The sequence below is a fragment of the Desulfofundulus sp. TPOSR genome (assembly GCF_011393055.1).
GTDB lineage: Bacteria > Bacillota > Desulfotomaculia > Desulfotomaculales > Desulfovirgulaceae > Desulfofundulus > Desulfofundulus kuznetsovii.
On sequence record NZ_JAAOEF010000004.1, the window covers coordinates 140,573 to 153,895 of the forward strand.

Below are 13,323 nucleotides of genomic sequence, written 5' to 3' on the forward strand. Positions count from 1 at the left end.
CCCTTGGTTCAATTTACTTGTTTCCCTTCGACGGGGAGGAAGGAAAATCCTGCAAATTTTCTATAAAAGATAGCCCGTCCCGGGCCAATCGATCAGGTGCAGGTAAGGGACTATTTAAACAGGCACCTTCCCCGGAACGGGCTTTGACTTTACGCAAGGTACGATCAGGCTTTTCTTTCCCCAACCACTTCCCGGATGCGTTGCAGGATTTCTTCCGGGGACTTCCCGGCAGCGTTAATTACCGGAGCATAGGTGGTAATGGTCGGGTTGGTGGCCAGGGCCAGGGTCTGCTCTTCCTCCCGGGCATCGATGTCCCCGGTAACGACCATGGCGGCCGCACCCAGGGCATTGGAAGGACTGACTACCTCGTACCCCTGGGAAGCCAGAAAATTTCTTACCTCTTCCAGGTTGTCCTGAACGGCAATTTTCATTTCAGCACCTACCTCTCTTTTTTTGATATTTTCCCTGATCCACCGGATAGTGTGACCATACTCACAGATTTCTATTGCCCTAAAATATTATGATCAATTCAACACCGGAAAAAGGAGGAGTGTCCCATGTCCATCTGGAAGTGTCCCGGACAGGATCGCAGCTTCTGGAAACCTGAAGATATATTCGAGTCTCCCTGCCCCCACTGCGGCCAGAGCATCGAGTTCTGGAAAGATGATATAACCCTGCGCTGCCCCAACTGCAGGCAGCTGGTGGGTAATCCCCGGTTCGATCCCGGTTGTGCCGCCTGGTGCTCCTATGCCAGCAAATGTCTTGGCGAAATGGCAAAGACAATTCAAAGCCAGCCCCAGATCATCCGGAACCGCCTGGAAGTAGCGCTGCGCAAAAAACTCAGGCCGGAGGACCATGACTTGTTGAACCGGTCCTTGAAAGCGGCCCAAAAGGCAGAAGCAATGGCCCTGGCCGAAAAAGCAGATCCCCTCATTCCAGTGGCGGCCAGCCTGGTCGGTCCGGCCGCCCGGGCGAAGGGCTGGTCCCGGGAGGAAGTGCTGGCCCTGCTGGGGGAAGGGGGTATCGACGACAACACTGCCGGCAGGATCTACCAGTTGCTCGAGTCCGGTGATGACGCCGGCAATCCCTATCGCAAGATCATCGACCAGGCCACAGCCTGAACCAACCTTTAACCTTCATTCCCGGCCCTTTTCCCAAAGGGCCATTCTCGCTTGCCGGGGACTTCTTTCCCTGCTATGCTAGAAGGGACAGGCAAATATTCAGTAAAAGCGGGGACCCAGCACTCACTGGGATAAATAGCTCTTCCTAGAACCTGATTTGCCAATTAAACCTGAAACACCGGAAGCAGGGTCATATTTGGGTGAGTGCTGGGCCGCATCCAACCGGGTTCACCGAATATTTACAGGGACAGGTTTGTACCGGGAGGTTCGCGCATGAGCAAAAGCTTTTTGCCCATGATGCTGACCGTAACTGCATCAGTGGGGGTATATTACTACTGGTCGGTAGCCCTGGGATTGAATGATAGTGCCGGTATGGCCCTGGGCGTAGGCACGGCCGTGGTTTTATCCGCCCTCTTCGCCCGTTTTAGGGCAAAAAAATGATGTAAATATAGCGCGCGAAGCACTGGAGTGAGCGAGGACAGCATCGCATCCAACCGGGCTCACTGAATACTTATAAAATGATAAAAGGAAGGGAACCTGCCCTTCCTTAATAATAATCTTAACTTCGCAAGCCAAACCCTTAGCCGGCAACGCATTAACGCTTGGAGTACTGGGGCGCCCGGCGGGCCTTCTTCAAGCCGTACTTCCTTCTCTCCTTCATCCGCGGATCCCGGGTGAGGAAACCGGCCTTTTTCAGTACCGGACGCAGGTTGGGATCGGCTTTGACGAGCGCCCGGGCAATACCGTGCCTTACCGCCCCGGCCTGGCCGCTGACACCGCCGCCCCTGACCCGGGCCAGCACATCAAAACGACCTTCCGTGCCCGTCAGTTCCAGGGGCTGCCGCACCAGCACCTCCAGGGTCTTGCGCCCTAAATATACTTCCACCGGCCGGTCATTGATGATTATCCGGCCTTCACCGGGAACAAGGTAAACCCGCGCCACGGCATTCTTACGCCGCCCGGTGCCGTAAAACTTAATAACAGACATTGCTGACCTCCTTCCCCTCGCTACATGGACCAAACTTCAGGTTTCTGGGCCTGGTGGGGATGATTTTCTCCCCGGTAAACCCGCAATTTTTTGGCCATTCTGGCGCCAAGCCGGTTGTGGGGCAGCATGCCCACAATGGCCTTGCGTACGGCCAGTTCGGGGCGCCTGGCCAGGAGCTCGTCGTACCCCGTCACCTTTAAGCCGCCGGGATAACCGGAATGGCGGATGTACTTTTTCTTTTTGAGCTTGTTGCCGGTAAGGATTACCTTTTCGGCATTAATCACAATAACGTGATCTCCCGTATCCACGTGGGGAGTGAACTGGGGGCGGTGCTTGCCCCGTAAGATGCGGGCGGCCTCGGCGGCCAGCCTCCCCAGGGGCTTATCCGTGGCATCAAGAATATACCACTTGCGCTGTATTTCACCTGGCTTGGCCATATACGTTTTATTCATGCCAGCTCACCTGGTACAGCCGAACATACAGGCGGCCTCCCCCCGACCAGGTTTTCGCTCCTTTCGGCTGGATTTGCCCACTCCTCTTGCGTGGGCAGTACACTGGGGAGACCCCAATCGTTTACGTCATGCCGGTGTATAAGCATAAATTCCGGACAAGAAATGGCTCAACGATAAATATTAATCGCCTTTTTGCCCCCAGCCCCGGGGCTCATAGGGCCGGGGCAGAAATCCACATAGTAGTATTTTAATGCCTCGCTCTGCCAGTGTCAAGAACACGATCCAATAAGACTCGTCTTGAACGGGTCCGGTGCGCTGCCTGCTGCCTGCTTCTTCAGTACTCCACCCGCTCCAGGCACAAACCTTCGGGCGGCGCGGTGGGACCGGCCCGGGTGCGGTCCCGGGCGGCCAGAATGGCCGGTATTTCATCCGGGTCCCGTTTTCCCAGCCCCACTTCAATCAGCGTACCCACCATGATCCGCACCATATTGTAAAGAAAGCCGTCGCCGCGAAAGGTTAAGTGGACCAGCTCTTTTCCTTCCCGGCAGACATCCGCAGAAAACAGTGTGCGCACGGTATGCTTTACCGGCGAGCCCGCCGCTTGAAAGGAGGCAAAATCGTGCGTCCCCACCAGCCTTTGGGCCGCCCTGGCCATGGCCTGCACGTCCAGGGGGCGGGGCACAAAGTGGCTGTACAACCGCCAGAAAGGTGAAGGGATGCGGCTGTTGTAAATGGTGTAGCGGTAGGTCTTGGCCAGGGCCGAATAGCGGGCGTGGAACTCCGGACCCACCTCTTCCGCCTTCAGGGCGGCAATGTCCCCGGGCAGCATGCCGTTTAAGGCCAGCACAATGCGCTCCGCGGGGATATTCCACCCGCAGGCATCAAAATTCACTACCTGGCCCCGGGCATGGACCCCGGCATCGGTGCGCCCGGCACCAATTACCCGTACTTCCCTGCCCACCAGGCGACTCAAGCACTTTTCCAGGACCTCCTGGACGGTCACCAGGCCCGTACCCCGCTGTTCCTGGAACCCGTGGTAATTGGTCCCGTCGTAGGCAATGGTCAGCTTAATGTTCCGCAAGGTTACCCCCACCAGCGCAAGGCCAAAGTAGCCAGAAACAACGCCCCCGTCCCGGCCAGCACGGCGTAGTCCCGCCATTCGTAGCGAAGCTGGTGCATGCGGGTACGGTTTGCCCCAACCCGGTAGCAGCGAATTTCCATGGCTGTGGCCAGCTCCTCCGCCCGGCGAAAGGCCCCGGCAAAAAGGGGCACCAGCAAAGGCACCAGCCCCCGGACGCGCTGGAACAAACCGCCCCGGGTAAAAACCGCCCCCCGGGACTGCTGCGCCCTGATGATCTGCTGGGCCTCTTCCAGCAGCGTGGGCACAAAGCGCAGGGCAATGGTCATCATCATGGCCAGGTCGAAAGCCGGCACCCCTGCCCGCTGCAGGGGTTTCAAAAGGCTCTCCAGGGCGGCAGTAAGCATCAGGGGAGAAGTGGTCAGGGTTAAAAGCGAGCTGAAAACAATTAACAGGGTCAGGCGCCACAGGATCTGTCCTCCCAGGACCAGTCCTTCCCTGGTTACATGGAGGGGCCCCAGGGCCAGCAGGGCCTGCCCGGGAGTGAAAAAAAGCTGCAAAATCAGGGTTAGCGTGAGAATAATCCAAAAGGGGCGCAGGATGCCCACCAGAAGGCGCGGGGACGTGCCGGCAAACCCCAGGGCCAGCAGTGTGCCCAGGGTCAGGAAGACATACCCCGCCGGTTTGTTGCAGACCAGCACGGCCATGATCATCACGGCACAGGCCAGGATTTTGGTCCGGGGATCCAGGCGGTGGACAAAGGACCGCCCCGGGATATACTGGCCGAGGGTAATACCGCTTAACATCATCTTACATCACCGGGCATGCTTTACCGGACGGTGCCAGTTTTTTCAGCTCCGCCTCGGCCTCGTCCAGGGTCAGGATACCGGTATTGACGGGCAGGCCCCTTTGCCGCAGGCGATACATCAGCTCGCCGGGCATGGGGACGTCCAGCCCCACCGCCCGCAGGCCTTCGGGATCGCCGAAGACCTGGCGCGGGGTTCCCTGGCGGTATATTTTCCCCCGGTGGAGCACCACCACCCGGTCGGCATACCGGGCAGCATCTTCCATGTGGTGGGTGATCACCACCACCGTATGGCCGTGCTGCTGCATCCCTTTGAGCATTTGCCAGATCTGTTCCCTGGCCGCCGGGTCCAGGCCGGAGGTGGGCTCATCCAGGACCAGCACCCGGGGGCGGTAGGCCAGCACGCCGGCCAGGGCCACCCGGCGCTGCTGGCCCCGGCTCAAGGCAAAGGGGGACAGCGTGCCGAACCGGACCGGTTCCAGCCCCACCATTTCCAGGGCCCGGCGGACCCGGACCGCGATGGTCCCCTCATCCAGGCCTAAATTGCGGCACCCGAAGGCCACCTCGGCAAAAACATTCTCCTCAAAAAGCTGCTGTTCCGGGTTTTGAAAAAGCAACCCCACCGTGCGCCACAAATCCCGGCGCACCCGTTTATCCCGGGTATCCCGGCCGTCGACCAGCACCCGGCCGGCGGTGGGCAAAAGCAGCCCGTTGAAGTGCTGGACCAGGGTGGTTTTGCCCGAACCGGTAGCCCCGGCCAGAACGACAAATTCCCCTTCCTCTATCCGCAGGGAAACATCCTCCAGGGACGTCAGGGCAAGGGGAGTACCGGGGGCATAGATATGGGTCAGGTGTTCCACCAGGATCATTACTGTTGCCCCCATCCAGTTTCAGACAACAAATCTGCCAGGCAGGCAACCAGGTCGTCCAAAGTCAGAATACCGGCAGGAATGGGCCACCCGGAGTTGCGCAATCGCCAGGCCAGTTCCGCCGGTCCGGGCAGGGCCAGGCCAATTTTTTGCAGGGTTTCCCGGTGACTGAAAACCTGCGCCGGTGTTCCCTCCAGCACCAGCCGACCCCCGGAGAGGACCCAGACCCTGTCCGCAAGGACGGCCTCTTCCATAAAATGGGTAACCAGCACTACGGTCAGGCCTTCCTCCCGGTTCAAACTTAAGAGCGTTTGGATAACCTCCCGCCTCCCGGCAGGATCCAGCATGGCCGTAGGCTCGTCCAGTACCAGGCAGGACGGCTTCATGGCCAGGGCACCGGCAATGGCCAGCCGCTGCTTCTGCCCACCGGAAAGCGAGTGGGGAGGGCGCAACCGCTGCTCGCCAAGCCCGACCAGAGCCAGGGCCCGGTCGACCCGCCGCCGCACTTCTTCCGGGGGCAGGCCTAAATTTTCGGGACCAAAGGCCACATCTTCCTCCACCACCGCCGCCACCAGCTGGTTGTCCGGGTTTTGCAGGACCATCCCCACCCGGCAGCGGATCTCCCACCGGTTGGCCGGATCGGCTGTAGATAGCCCGTTCACCGTTACGGTTCCCCGGGTCGGCAAAAGCAGGGCATTAAAGTGACGGGCCAGGGTAGATTTGCCCGAACCATTGGGGCCAATGATGGCCAGCAATTCCCCCTGGCGAATATCACCGTTAATATCTTGCAGGGCAATCCTTTCCCCGGGCTGGCCCGGGCGATAGACATGGCTCAACCCCCGGATGGAAATCTCTGCCTTACACAAGTTCCAGGATCACCATGGGTGCGGCATCGCCCCGGCGGTAACCCATCTTGATAATGCGGGTATAGCCGCCCGGACGGTCGGCATACCTGGGAGCCAGGTCGTTAAAGAGCTTGCGCACCACCCGCTCATCGTAGATGTAAGCCAGCGCCTGACGCCGGGCTGCCAGGTCACCCCTTTTCGCCAGGGTAACCATTTTATCGGCAATGCTTTTAACTTCCTTAGCCCGGGGTTCGGTGGTCTGGATACGGTTGTCGCGGAAAAGGGACGTAACCAGATTTCTGAGCATGGCCCGGCGGTGACCGGTGTTACGTCCCAGCTTCCGATACGCCATTTTTACTCCCCCCTTACTCATCGCTTTTGCGCAGGGACAGGCCCAGCTCGCTTAGCTTGTTGATTACTTCTTCCAGGGATTTCTTACCCAGGTTGCGCACCTTCATCATGTCTTCCTCGTTACGCTGGATCAGTTCCTCCACCGTGTTGATGCCCGCACGCTTCAAGCAGTTATAGGAACGGACGGAGAGATCCAGCTCTTCAATGGTCATTTCCAGAATCTTGTTCTTCTTTTCCTCTTCCTTCTCTACCATTATTTCTACATCTTTAACCGCTTCGGTGAGCCCGATAAACAGGCGCAGGTGTTCACCCAGAATTTTGGCCGAAAGGCTGGTGGCCTCATCGGGCCTTATGCTGCCGTCGGTCCATACTTCCAGGGTGAGCTTGTCGTAGTCGGTGCGCTGGCCCACGCGGGTGTTTTCCACCGTGTAGTTGACTTTACGTACCGGGGTGAACACGGAATCCACGGGAATCACACCGATGATATGATCCCCTTTCTTATTCCTTTCCGCCGGTACATAGCCCCGCCCTTTGGCTACGGTAATTTCCATGAACAGGCGGCCGTTGGGGGCGAGGGTGGCAATATGCAGGTCGGGATTTAAAATCTCCACATCCTGGTCGTGGATGATATCGCCGGCCCTGACCTCCCTTTCCCCCGTGGCCTCAATGCGCAGGATTTTTTCCTCATCGGTATGCAGCTTCAGGCACAGGCTCTTCAGATTGAGGATGATGTCGGTTACGTCTTCCCGTACGCCGGGAATGGTGGAAAACTCGTGCAGCACGCCCTCGATTTTTACCGAGGTGACTGCCGCCCCGGGAAGGGATGAAAGCAGAATCCTGCGCAGGGAATTACCCAGCGTGATCCCGTATCCCCTCTCCAGGGGTTCCACCACAAACTTGGCGTAGGTGTTATCGGGACTGCTTTCCACGCACTCAATTTTGGGCTTCTCAATTTCCAGCATACGGCAACCCCCTCAAGTGCCGGTTCCGGCCATAAGAGTTTACCAAGGCCATTACCTGGAGTACAGCTCCACAATCAGGTGTTCCTGCACGGGAGTGTCAATCTGGTCCCTGGTTGGGAGGGCCACCACGCGACCTTGTGCCTGATTCTCGTCATACTCCAGCCAGGGCGGGGGTGTCCTGTCGGCTGCCCGCTCCATCAACTCCTTGATGCGCGGGGAGTCCTTGCTCTTTTCCCGTACCGCAATGACGTCGCCAACCCGTACCAGGTAGGAAGGGATATTCACCTTCCGGCCGTTAACGGTAAAGTGGCCGTGGCGCACCAGCTGCCTGGCTTCCATGCGGGACGTGGCCAGTCCCAGGCGATAGACTACATTGTCCAGGCGTCTTTCCAGCAAACGGAGCAGGTTTTCGCCGGTAATCCCCGGTTGGCGCTCGGCACGCTCAAAGTAATTGCGAAACTGGGTTTCCAGCACCCCGTAGATACGCCGGGCCTTTTGTTTTTCCCGCAACTGCAAACCGTATTCGCTGATCTTGCGGCGCGCCTGCCCGTGGACGCCCGGTGCATAGGGCCGCCGGTCAATGGCACACTTGCTCGTGTAGCAGCGGTCCCCTTTCAAGTAAAGCTTGATACCCTCACGGCGACACAGCCGGCATTGCGGACCTGTGTATCTGGCCATCTAGTTCCTTGATACCTCCTTAAACTCTCCGGCGTTTTGGTGGCCGGCATCCATTATGGGGAATGGGTGTAACGTCTTTAATCAGGCTTACTTCCAGCCCCGCCGCCTGCAGGGAGCGGATGGCTGCTTCCCGGCCCGCCCCCGGGCCCTTGACCATTACTTCTACCGTTTTCATGCCGTGTTCCATGGCCTCCCTGGCTGCCGCCTCGGCGGCCATCTGAGCGGCAAAGGGCGTGCTCTTCCGGGAACCCTTGAACCCCACGGTCCCGGCGCTGGCCCAGGAAATGGCGTTGCCCCGCGTATCGGTTATGGTCACGATGGTATTATTAAAGGTAGAACGGATGTGGGCCACTCCGTGTTCTATATTCTTGCGCTCCCGCCTTTTAGTACGTGCTGCTTTTCTGGCCATTTTACCTTACCCCCCTTATTTCTTCCGCCGCACACCCACTGTTTTCCGCGGACCCTTGCGCGTCCGGGCGTTGGTTTTTGTGCGCTGTCCCCGTACCGGGAGGCCCCGGCGGTGACGCAAGCCACGGTAGCAGCCGATTTCGATGAGCCGCTTAATATTCATGGCCACTTCCCGGCGGAGCTCGCCCTCCACCCGGTAGTTCTTCTCAATGACGTCCCTTAAACGGTTGACCTCGTCTTCGGTGAGGTTGCGGACCCGGGTATCGGGGTTAATTCCCGTCTGGGCCAGGATTTTCCTGGATGTGGGCCTGCCGATGCCGTAAATATAGGTCAGGGCGATCTCTACCCGCTTATCCCTGGGCAGGTCAACCCCTGCAATACGAGCCATGCGTGAAAATACACCTCCATTAACCTTGTTTTTGCTTATGCTTGGGATTTTCGCAGATGACCATCACTTTACCATGACGGCGGATAACCTTGCATTTCTCACAAATGGGTTTTACCGACGGGCGCACTTTCATTTGTTAAACCTCCTTTGCCCGGACCATCACCTTATTTATAACGGTAAACAATCCGACCACGGCTTAAATCATAGGGTGACAGTTCCACCAGCACCCGGTCACCGGGTAAAATGCGGATAAAGTTCATGCGGATTTTCCCCGAAACGTGGGCTAAAACTTTATGGCCGTTCTGCAGTTCGACGCGAAACATGGCATTGGGAAGTGGTTCAATCACAGTGCCCTCAACTTCAATAACATCCTTTTCCTGTTTGGACATGGGCTTTAGCCAACCTCCTTTCCGGAGCCGTTTAGCTGTGCTCCAGTTTTCCGTCCGATGGTATGCCAGGCGCAGGTGTTGCCTGCCCGTAAGTTTCCAGCAGTTCTTTGAGCGCCCTGCGGACATCCAGATCGGTAACCCGCTGGCCGGTGCTCACCTTGTGGGCAATATCGCCGGCCACCAGGGGATAAACTTTTAAATGCTTGATGTTTTTCAGCTTCGGCCCGCTTACTTTGCGATCCGCCCCGTTGACCACCCGTACCCTTGTCTCGTTGACGCGGTCGAGAATGAGGTAAAATTTGCCGCAATCCCGGCCGGCAGTAGAGCTCACCAGCCGGCCCGGCATAAAATAATCCTTCACCGGGATCACCTCCAGTTACAACCGGGTAAGGATCTCCGGCTCACCATCGGTGATAGCAACGGTGTGCTCGAAATGGGCCGACAGCTTGGAATCCCCGGTTACCACCGTCCAGTTGTCCCCAAGGGTGCGCACCTCATGGGTGCCCGCATTGACCATCGGTTCAATGGCTAAAGTCATTCCCGCCTTCAGCCTGGGACCCCGTCCCGGCTTTCCGAAGTTGGGCACCTGCGGCTCCTCATGCATGCTCCGGCCAATACCGTGGCCCACGTATTCCCGGACCACAGAGAACCCGTGTTTCTCCACATAGCTCTGTACGGCATGGGAAATATCCGACAGCCGGTTGCCCTGCCGGGCAAAGCGAATGCCTTCGTACAGAGCTTCTTCGGTTACGGCCAGCAGTTTTTTTGCCTCCGGGGAAATCTCACCTACCGGAAAGGTGGCCGCACCGTCCCCAAAATATCCATTTATTTCCGCCCCGACGTCAATACTGATAATATCTCCACTTTCCAGTTTTCTTAAACCGGGAATACCGTGCACCACCTGCTCGTTGACCGAGGTGCAGATACTGGCCGGAAAACCATAGAGGCCCTTGAACGCAGGCCTGGCACCCCGGGCCAGGATAAAGTCCTCAGCCAAACGGTCCAGTTCTGCGGTGGTCACCCCCGGCTTAATGGCCCGGGAGAGCTCGCCCAGGACACCCGCCACCACGCGACCGGCGTCGCGCATGTAGCGCAGTTCCCGCTGCGACTTGATCATAATCATTTATAAGGTCATCTCCCTACCTGATAAACCCCTGGTAGCTGCGCATCAGCATGTGGGATTCAACCTGCTTCATGGTATCCAGGGCCACCCCCACCACAATCAACAGGGCGGTTCCGCCAAAGTAAATCTGGGGGATGCGGGTAGCCAGCAGGACAAAATTCGGCAGGATGGCAATTAAGGCCAGGAAAACAGCCCCCGCCAGGGTTACCCGGCTCATGACCCGGCTGATATATTCGGCTGTGGGGCGTCCGGGCCGGATGCCCGGGATGAAGCCGCCGTATTTCTTAATGTTTTCGGCAATATCCACCGGGTTCATGATTACCGCCGTGTAGAAGTAGGTAAAGCCAATCACCAAAAGGGCGTAAATGATGGTGTGCAGGGGCGTACCCCAGGCAAAAAAGGCCAGGTACCAGTTGCCGAACCAGGTGTTTTGAAACCAGGTGGCAAGCTGTTCCGGAAACATCAAAATGGAAGAAGCAAAGATCACCGGAATGACGCCGGCCTGGTTCACCCTCAAGGGCAGGTGGGTGGACTGCCCGCCGTATACCCGGCGTCCCACCACGCGTTTGGCGTACTGCACCGGAATACGCCGCTGTCCCTCATTGACCGCCACAATGGCGGCAATGACCAGTGCACCAATGACCAGGAGCAGGATCACGCTCAGGATATTGATGGTCCCGGCCTGCAGGTACTCCACCACCCTTACCGCACCCGCCGGAACCCGGGAGACAATACCGGCAAAGATCAAAAGCGAGATGCCGTTGCCAATGCCCTTTTCGGTAATCTGTTCCCCGATCCACATCAGGAAGGCCGTACCGGCGGTCAGGGTCAGAGCCACCAGGAGGTAGTGGCCGACGGTGGGGCTCACCAGCACATGCTGGTTGCGCAGGGCAAAGCTGATACCGATGGCCTGGATAAACGCCAGCACCACGGTGAGGTAGCGGGTGTACTGGACGATTTTTTTCCGGCCCTCTTCCCCTTCCTTGGCCAGCCGCTCCAGGGAGGGAATGACCACCGTCAGGAGCTGCATTATAATAGAAGCGTTAATGTAAGGGGTAATACTCATGGCAAAGATGGAAAAATTTTTGAAGGCCCCACCGGAGATCACGTCAAAGAAGCCGAAAAGGGCTCCCGTTTCCAGCAGTTTCGCAAAAACTTCGGTGTTAACCCCCGGCACGGGAATGTGAGCGCCGATGCGGAAAACAAAAAGCATGGCCAGGGTAAAGAGAAGTTTTGAACGCAGCTCATCAATCCTGACGGCGCTTCTGAGGCTGTCCAGCACCTAGATCACCTCAGCCTTGCCGCCGGCAGCTTCAATCTTTTCCACCGCCGATTTGCTGAAAGCGTGGGCCCGCACGGTCAGCGCTCTTTCCAGCTGCCCGTCGCCCAGGATCTTTACCCCATCACCCAGCTTTTTGATTATCCGTTCCGACAGGAGCGTTTCCGGTGTTACTACCGCACCGTCTTCAAAACGGTTTAACGCCTCAATATTTACGGCCACTATCTCCTTCTTAAAGCGCGCGTTGGTAAAACCCCGCTTGGGTATGCGCCGCTGCAGGGGCATCTGGCCGCCTTCAAAACCGGGCCTCACCCCGCCGCCGGAACGCGCCTTTTGTCCCTTGTGCCCCCGGCCGGCTGTTTTTCCTAACCCGGAACCGATACCCTGCCCCTTGCGGGTTGGTTTAGTACGCGCCCCCGGGTTGGGACGCAGGTCGTGCAGTTGAGCCACAATTACACCTCCAGTTGGTTGCTGGTCGAAAGGCCATCCGTACCCGTCGCTTAAACTTCCTCGACCTTGACCAGGTGGGATACTTTGTTAATCATGCCCCGTATTTGAGGCGTATCGTTTTGAACTACCGAGCTGTGCAGTTTGCGCAGGCCCAGAGTACGTACGGTTACGCGCTGGTCTTCGGGGCGACCGATGAGACTTCTGATCAGGGTAATCTTCAGCTTGGCCATGTTCTTACCCCCTTAGCCCAGTAATTCTTCCACCGTTTTACCCCGCAGCCGGGCCACCTCTTCCGGGGTCTTCAGGCTCTTTAAAGCCACCATGGTGGCATGAACCATGTTGTTGGCGTTGTGCGAACCCAGGGACTTGGTGAGGATGTCCCGGATCCCGGCACACTCCAGAATCGCCCGCACGGGACCGCCGGCAATTACCCCCGTACCGGGGGCGGCCGGTTTTAACAGCACCTTGCCGGCACCAAATTCACCAATCACTTCATGGGGAATGGTGGTGCCGGATAAGGGCACCTGGATCATGTTTTTCTTGGCATCTTCAATGCCCTTGCGAATGGCTTCGGGTACTTCGCCGGCCTTGCCCAGCCCGGCGCCGACCCGGCCGTTGCCATCGCCCACCACCACCAGGGCCGAAAAACTAAAGCGCCGTCCGCCTTTGACCACCTTGGCCACGCGGTTTATGGATACTACTTTCTCGGTAAGCTCCAGCTTACTGGCGTCAATCCTGGTCACCCGTTTCCCTCCTTCGTCACCTAGAATTCCAGACCGGCTTCCCGGGCGGCCTCGGCTAAAGCCTTCACCCGGCCGTGATAAATATATCCAGCCCGATCAAAGACCACTTTCTTAATCCCGCGCTCCAGGGCTTTCCTGGCCACCAGGCGGCCCACCGCGGCAGCTGCTTCCTTGTTGCCACCTGCTTTGAGCTGCTCCCTCAATTCGGGGGAAAGGGTCGAAGCGCTGACCAGGGTAATTCCCCGCTCGTCATCTATAATCTGGGCATACATGTGCTTTAAGCTCCGGAAGACATTCAACCTGGGGCGCTCGGCGGTACCGGAGATCTTCTTGCGTACCCGTAAATGTCTCTTGGCCCGCAATGCCTTGCGATCCGGTTTCTTAATCAAAGCAA

At 57.9% G+C, this 13,323-nt stretch carries 23 protein-coding genes; 2 read left to right on the forward strand and 21 right to left on the reverse strand.

What is annotated here, in order from left to right:
- Window positions 1-164: 164 nt before the first annotated feature.
- Window positions 165-431, reverse strand: coding sequence for a YkuS family protein (locus G7K71_RS16380; protein WP_013824024.1), 267 nt, complete (start codon window positions 429-431; stop codon window positions 165-167).
- A gap of 126 nt (window positions 432-557) precedes the next feature.
- Here G7K71_RS16380 and G7K71_RS16385 point away from each other — a divergent pair, with 126 nt between their 5' ends.
- Window positions 558-1,121 (forward strand): hypothetical protein, encoded by a 564-nt coding sequence (locus G7K71_RS16385; RefSeq protein ID WP_166348820.1) that lies wholly within the window; start codon window positions 558-560, stop codon window positions 1,119-1,121.
- A 273-nt stretch (window positions 1,122-1,394) separates the two neighbouring features.
- Window positions 1,395-1,562 carry a hypothetical protein gene (locus G7K71_RS16390; protein WP_166348822.1) on the forward strand — a complete coding sequence of 56 codons (168 nt, stop codon included), beginning with the start codon at window positions 1,395-1,397 and terminating at the stop codon, window positions 1,560-1,562.
- 154 nt (window positions 1,563-1,716) lie between these two features.
- Here G7K71_RS16390 and rpsI read toward each other — a convergent pair whose 3' ends face one another.
- The 20 genes from rpsI to rplR form a co-directional block, all read right to left on the reverse strand.
- Window positions 1,717-2,109 carry a 30S ribosomal protein S9 gene (gene rpsI, locus G7K71_RS16395; RefSeq protein WP_013824028.1) on the reverse strand — a complete coding sequence of 131 codons (393 nt, stop codon included), beginning with the start codon at window positions 2,107-2,109 and terminating at the stop codon, window positions 1,717-1,719.
- 20 nt (window positions 2,110-2,129) lie between these two features.
- Window positions 2,130-2,561 carry a 50S ribosomal protein L13 gene (gene rplM / locus G7K71_RS16400; RefSeq protein ID WP_013824029.1) on the reverse strand — a complete coding sequence of 144 codons (432 nt, stop codon included), beginning with the start codon at window positions 2,559-2,561 and terminating at the stop codon, window positions 2,130-2,132.
- Between the two features lie 334 nt (window positions 2,562-2,895).
- Window positions 2,896-3,642: a tRNA pseudouridine(38-40) synthase TruA gene (truA, locus tag G7K71_RS16405; RefSeq protein WP_207713017.1), complete on the reverse strand. Its 747-nt coding sequence runs from the start codon at window positions 3,640-3,642 to the stop codon at window positions 2,896-2,898.
- 2 nt (window positions 3,643-3,644) lie between these two features.
- Window positions 3,645-4,448 carry an energy-coupling factor transporter transmembrane protein EcfT gene (locus G7K71_RS16410; RefSeq protein WP_243175071.1) on the reverse strand — a complete coding sequence of 268 codons (804 nt, stop codon included), beginning with the start codon at window positions 4,446-4,448 and terminating at the stop codon, window positions 3,645-3,647.
- 1 nt (window position 4,449) lies between these two features.
- Window positions 4,450-5,313 carry an energy-coupling factor transporter ATPase gene (locus G7K71_RS16415; protein WP_166348824.1) on the reverse strand — a complete coding sequence of 288 codons (864 nt, stop codon included), beginning with the start codon at window positions 5,311-5,313 and terminating at the stop codon, window positions 4,450-4,452.
- Entirely contained in the window at window positions 5,313-6,179 is an 867-nt protein-coding gene (locus tag G7K71_RS16420; RefSeq protein ID WP_166348827.1) for an energy-coupling factor transporter ATPase, read from the reverse strand. Before G7K71_RS16420 ends, G7K71_RS16415 begins: the two co-directional genes overlap by 1 nt.
- Window positions 6,172-6,510 carry a 50S ribosomal protein L17 gene (gene rplQ, locus G7K71_RS16425; RefSeq protein WP_013824034.1) on the reverse strand — a complete coding sequence of 113 codons (339 nt, stop codon included), beginning with the start codon at window positions 6,508-6,510 and terminating at the stop codon, window positions 6,172-6,174. The genes G7K71_RS16420 and rplQ overlap by 8 nt, the downstream gene beginning before the upstream one ends.
- Before the next feature lie 13 nt (window positions 6,511-6,523).
- Complete coding sequence (locus G7K71_RS16430) at window positions 6,524-7,471, reverse strand: DNA-directed RNA polymerase subunit alpha (RefSeq protein WP_013824035.1); 948 nt, start codon at window positions 7,469-7,471, stop codon at window positions 6,524-6,526.
- A gap of 51 nt (window positions 7,472-7,522) precedes the next feature.
- On the reverse strand, window positions 7,523-8,149 hold the full coding sequence (rpsD, locus tag G7K71_RS16435; RefSeq protein WP_013824036.1) for a 30S ribosomal protein S4: 627 nt from the start codon (window positions 8,147-8,149) through the stop codon (window positions 7,523-7,525).
- 19 nt (window positions 8,150-8,168) lie between these two features.
- Entirely contained in the window at window positions 8,169-8,558 is a 390-nt protein-coding gene (rpsK, locus tag G7K71_RS16440) for a 30S ribosomal protein S11 (protein ID WP_013824037.1), read from the reverse strand.
- 15 nt (window positions 8,559-8,573) lie between these two features.
- Window positions 8,574-8,945, reverse strand: coding sequence for a 30S ribosomal protein S13 (rpsM, locus tag G7K71_RS16445; protein WP_013824038.1), 372 nt, complete (start codon window positions 8,943-8,945; stop codon window positions 8,574-8,576).
- 19 nt (window positions 8,946-8,964) lie between these two features.
- Complete coding sequence (gene rpmJ, locus G7K71_RS16450) at window positions 8,965-9,078, reverse strand: 50S ribosomal protein L36 (RefSeq protein ID WP_013824039.1); 114 nt, start codon at window positions 9,076-9,078, stop codon at window positions 8,965-8,967.
- A gap of 31 nt (window positions 9,079-9,109) precedes the next feature.
- The gene (gene infA / locus G7K71_RS16455) at window positions 9,110-9,334 is read right to left on the reverse strand and encodes a translation initiation factor IF-1 (RefSeq protein ID WP_013824040.1); all 225 of its coding nucleotides are present in this window, start codon (window positions 9,332-9,334) and stop codon (window positions 9,110-9,112) included.
- Between the two features lie 31 nt (window positions 9,335-9,365).
- Window positions 9,366-9,695: a KOW domain-containing RNA-binding protein gene (locus G7K71_RS16460; RefSeq protein WP_013824041.1), complete on the reverse strand. Its 330-nt coding sequence runs from the start codon at window positions 9,693-9,695 to the stop codon at window positions 9,366-9,368.
- A 15-nt stretch (window positions 9,696-9,710) separates the two neighbouring features.
- A complete protein-coding gene (map, locus tag G7K71_RS16465) occupies window positions 9,711-10,457 on the reverse strand; it encodes a type I methionyl aminopeptidase (RefSeq protein WP_166348830.1) in 747 nt (248 codons plus the stop codon).
- Between the two features lie 16 nt (window positions 10,458-10,473).
- Window positions 10,474-11,739, reverse strand: coding sequence for a preprotein translocase subunit SecY (secY, locus tag G7K71_RS16470; protein WP_166348833.1), 1,266 nt, complete (start codon window positions 11,737-11,739; stop codon window positions 10,474-10,476).
- Window positions 11,740-12,186 carry a 50S ribosomal protein L15 gene (rplO, locus tag G7K71_RS16475; protein WP_013824044.1) on the reverse strand — a complete coding sequence of 149 codons (447 nt, stop codon included), beginning with the start codon at window positions 12,184-12,186 and terminating at the stop codon, window positions 11,740-11,742.
- A gap of 50 nt (window positions 12,187-12,236) precedes the next feature.
- Window positions 12,237-12,416: a 50S ribosomal protein L30 gene (gene rpmD, locus G7K71_RS16480; protein WP_013824045.1), complete on the reverse strand. Its 180-nt coding sequence runs from the start codon at window positions 12,414-12,416 to the stop codon at window positions 12,237-12,239.
- 12 nt (window positions 12,417-12,428) lie between these two features.
- Window positions 12,429-12,929 carry a 30S ribosomal protein S5 gene (gene rpsE / locus G7K71_RS16485; protein WP_013824046.1) on the reverse strand — a complete coding sequence of 167 codons (501 nt, stop codon included), beginning with the start codon at window positions 12,927-12,929 and terminating at the stop codon, window positions 12,429-12,431.
- 20 nt (window positions 12,930-12,949) lie between these two features.
- Complete coding sequence (rplR, locus tag G7K71_RS16490; RefSeq protein ID WP_013824047.1) at window positions 12,950-13,318, reverse strand: 50S ribosomal protein L18; 369 nt, start codon at window positions 13,316-13,318, stop codon at window positions 12,950-12,952.
- Window positions 13,319-13,323 lie beyond the last annotated feature (5 nt).

Bases quoted from the DNA above. Each gene is read 5' to 3' on its own strand.
- rpsI (WP_013824028.1), bottom strand. From the start codon at position 2,109: ATGTCTGTTATTAAGTTTTACGGCACCGGGCGGCGTAAGAATGCCGTG.
- rpsK (WP_013824037.1), bottom strand. From the start codon at position 8,558: ATGGCCAGAAAAGCAGCACGTACTAAAAGGCGGGAGCGCAAGAATATA.
- rpmJ (WP_013824039.1), bottom strand. From the start codon at position 9,078: ATGAAAGTGCGCCCGTCGGTAAAACCCATTTGTGAGAAATGCAAGGTT.
- rpmD (WP_013824045.1), bottom strand. From the start codon at position 12,416: ATGGCCAAGCTGAAGATTACCCTGATCAGAAGTCTCATCGGTCGCCCC.
- G7K71_RS16410 (WP_243175071.1), bottom strand. From the start codon at position 4,448: ATGATGTTAAGCGGTATTACCCTCGGCCAGTATATCCCGGGGCGGTCC.
- G7K71_RS16430 (WP_013824035.1), bottom strand. From the start codon at position 7,471: ATGCTGGAAATTGAGAAGCCCAAAATTGAGTGCGTGGAAAGCAGTCCC.
- rplM (WP_013824029.1), bottom strand. From the start codon at position 2,561: ATGAATAAAACGTATATGGCCAAGCCAGGTGAAATACAGCGCAAGTGG.
- G7K71_RS16385 (WP_166348820.1), top strand. From the start codon at position 558: ATGTCCATCTGGAAGTGTCCCGGACAGGATCGCAGCTTCTGGAAACCT.
- infA (WP_013824040.1), bottom strand. From the start codon at position 9,334: ATGTCCAAACAGGAAAAGGATGTTATTGAAGTTGAGGGCACTGTGATT.
- G7K71_RS16415 (WP_166348824.1), bottom strand. From the start codon at position 5,313: ATGATCCTGGTGGAACACCTGACCCATATCTATGCCCCCGGTACTCCC.
- rpsD (WP_013824036.1), bottom strand. From the start codon at position 8,149: ATGGCCAGATACACAGGTCCGCAATGCCGGCTGTGTCGCCGTGAGGGT.
- G7K71_RS16390 (WP_166348822.1), top strand. From the start codon at position 1,395: ATGAGCAAAAGCTTTTTGCCCATGATGCTGACCGTAACTGCATCAGTG.
- G7K71_RS16380 (WP_013824024.1), bottom strand. From the start codon at position 431: ATGAAAATTGCCGTTCAGGACAACCTGGAAGAGGTAAGAAATTTTCTG.
- rpsM (WP_013824038.1), bottom strand. From the start codon at position 8,945: ATGGCTCGTATTGCAGGGGTTGACCTGCCCAGGGATAAGCGGGTAGAG.
- rplQ (WP_013824034.1), bottom strand. From the start codon at position 6,510: ATGGCGTATCGGAAGCTGGGACGTAACACCGGTCACCGCCGGGCCATG.
- map (WP_166348830.1), bottom strand. From the start codon at position 10,457: ATGATTATGATCAAGTCGCAGCGGGAACTGCGCTACATGCGCGACGCC.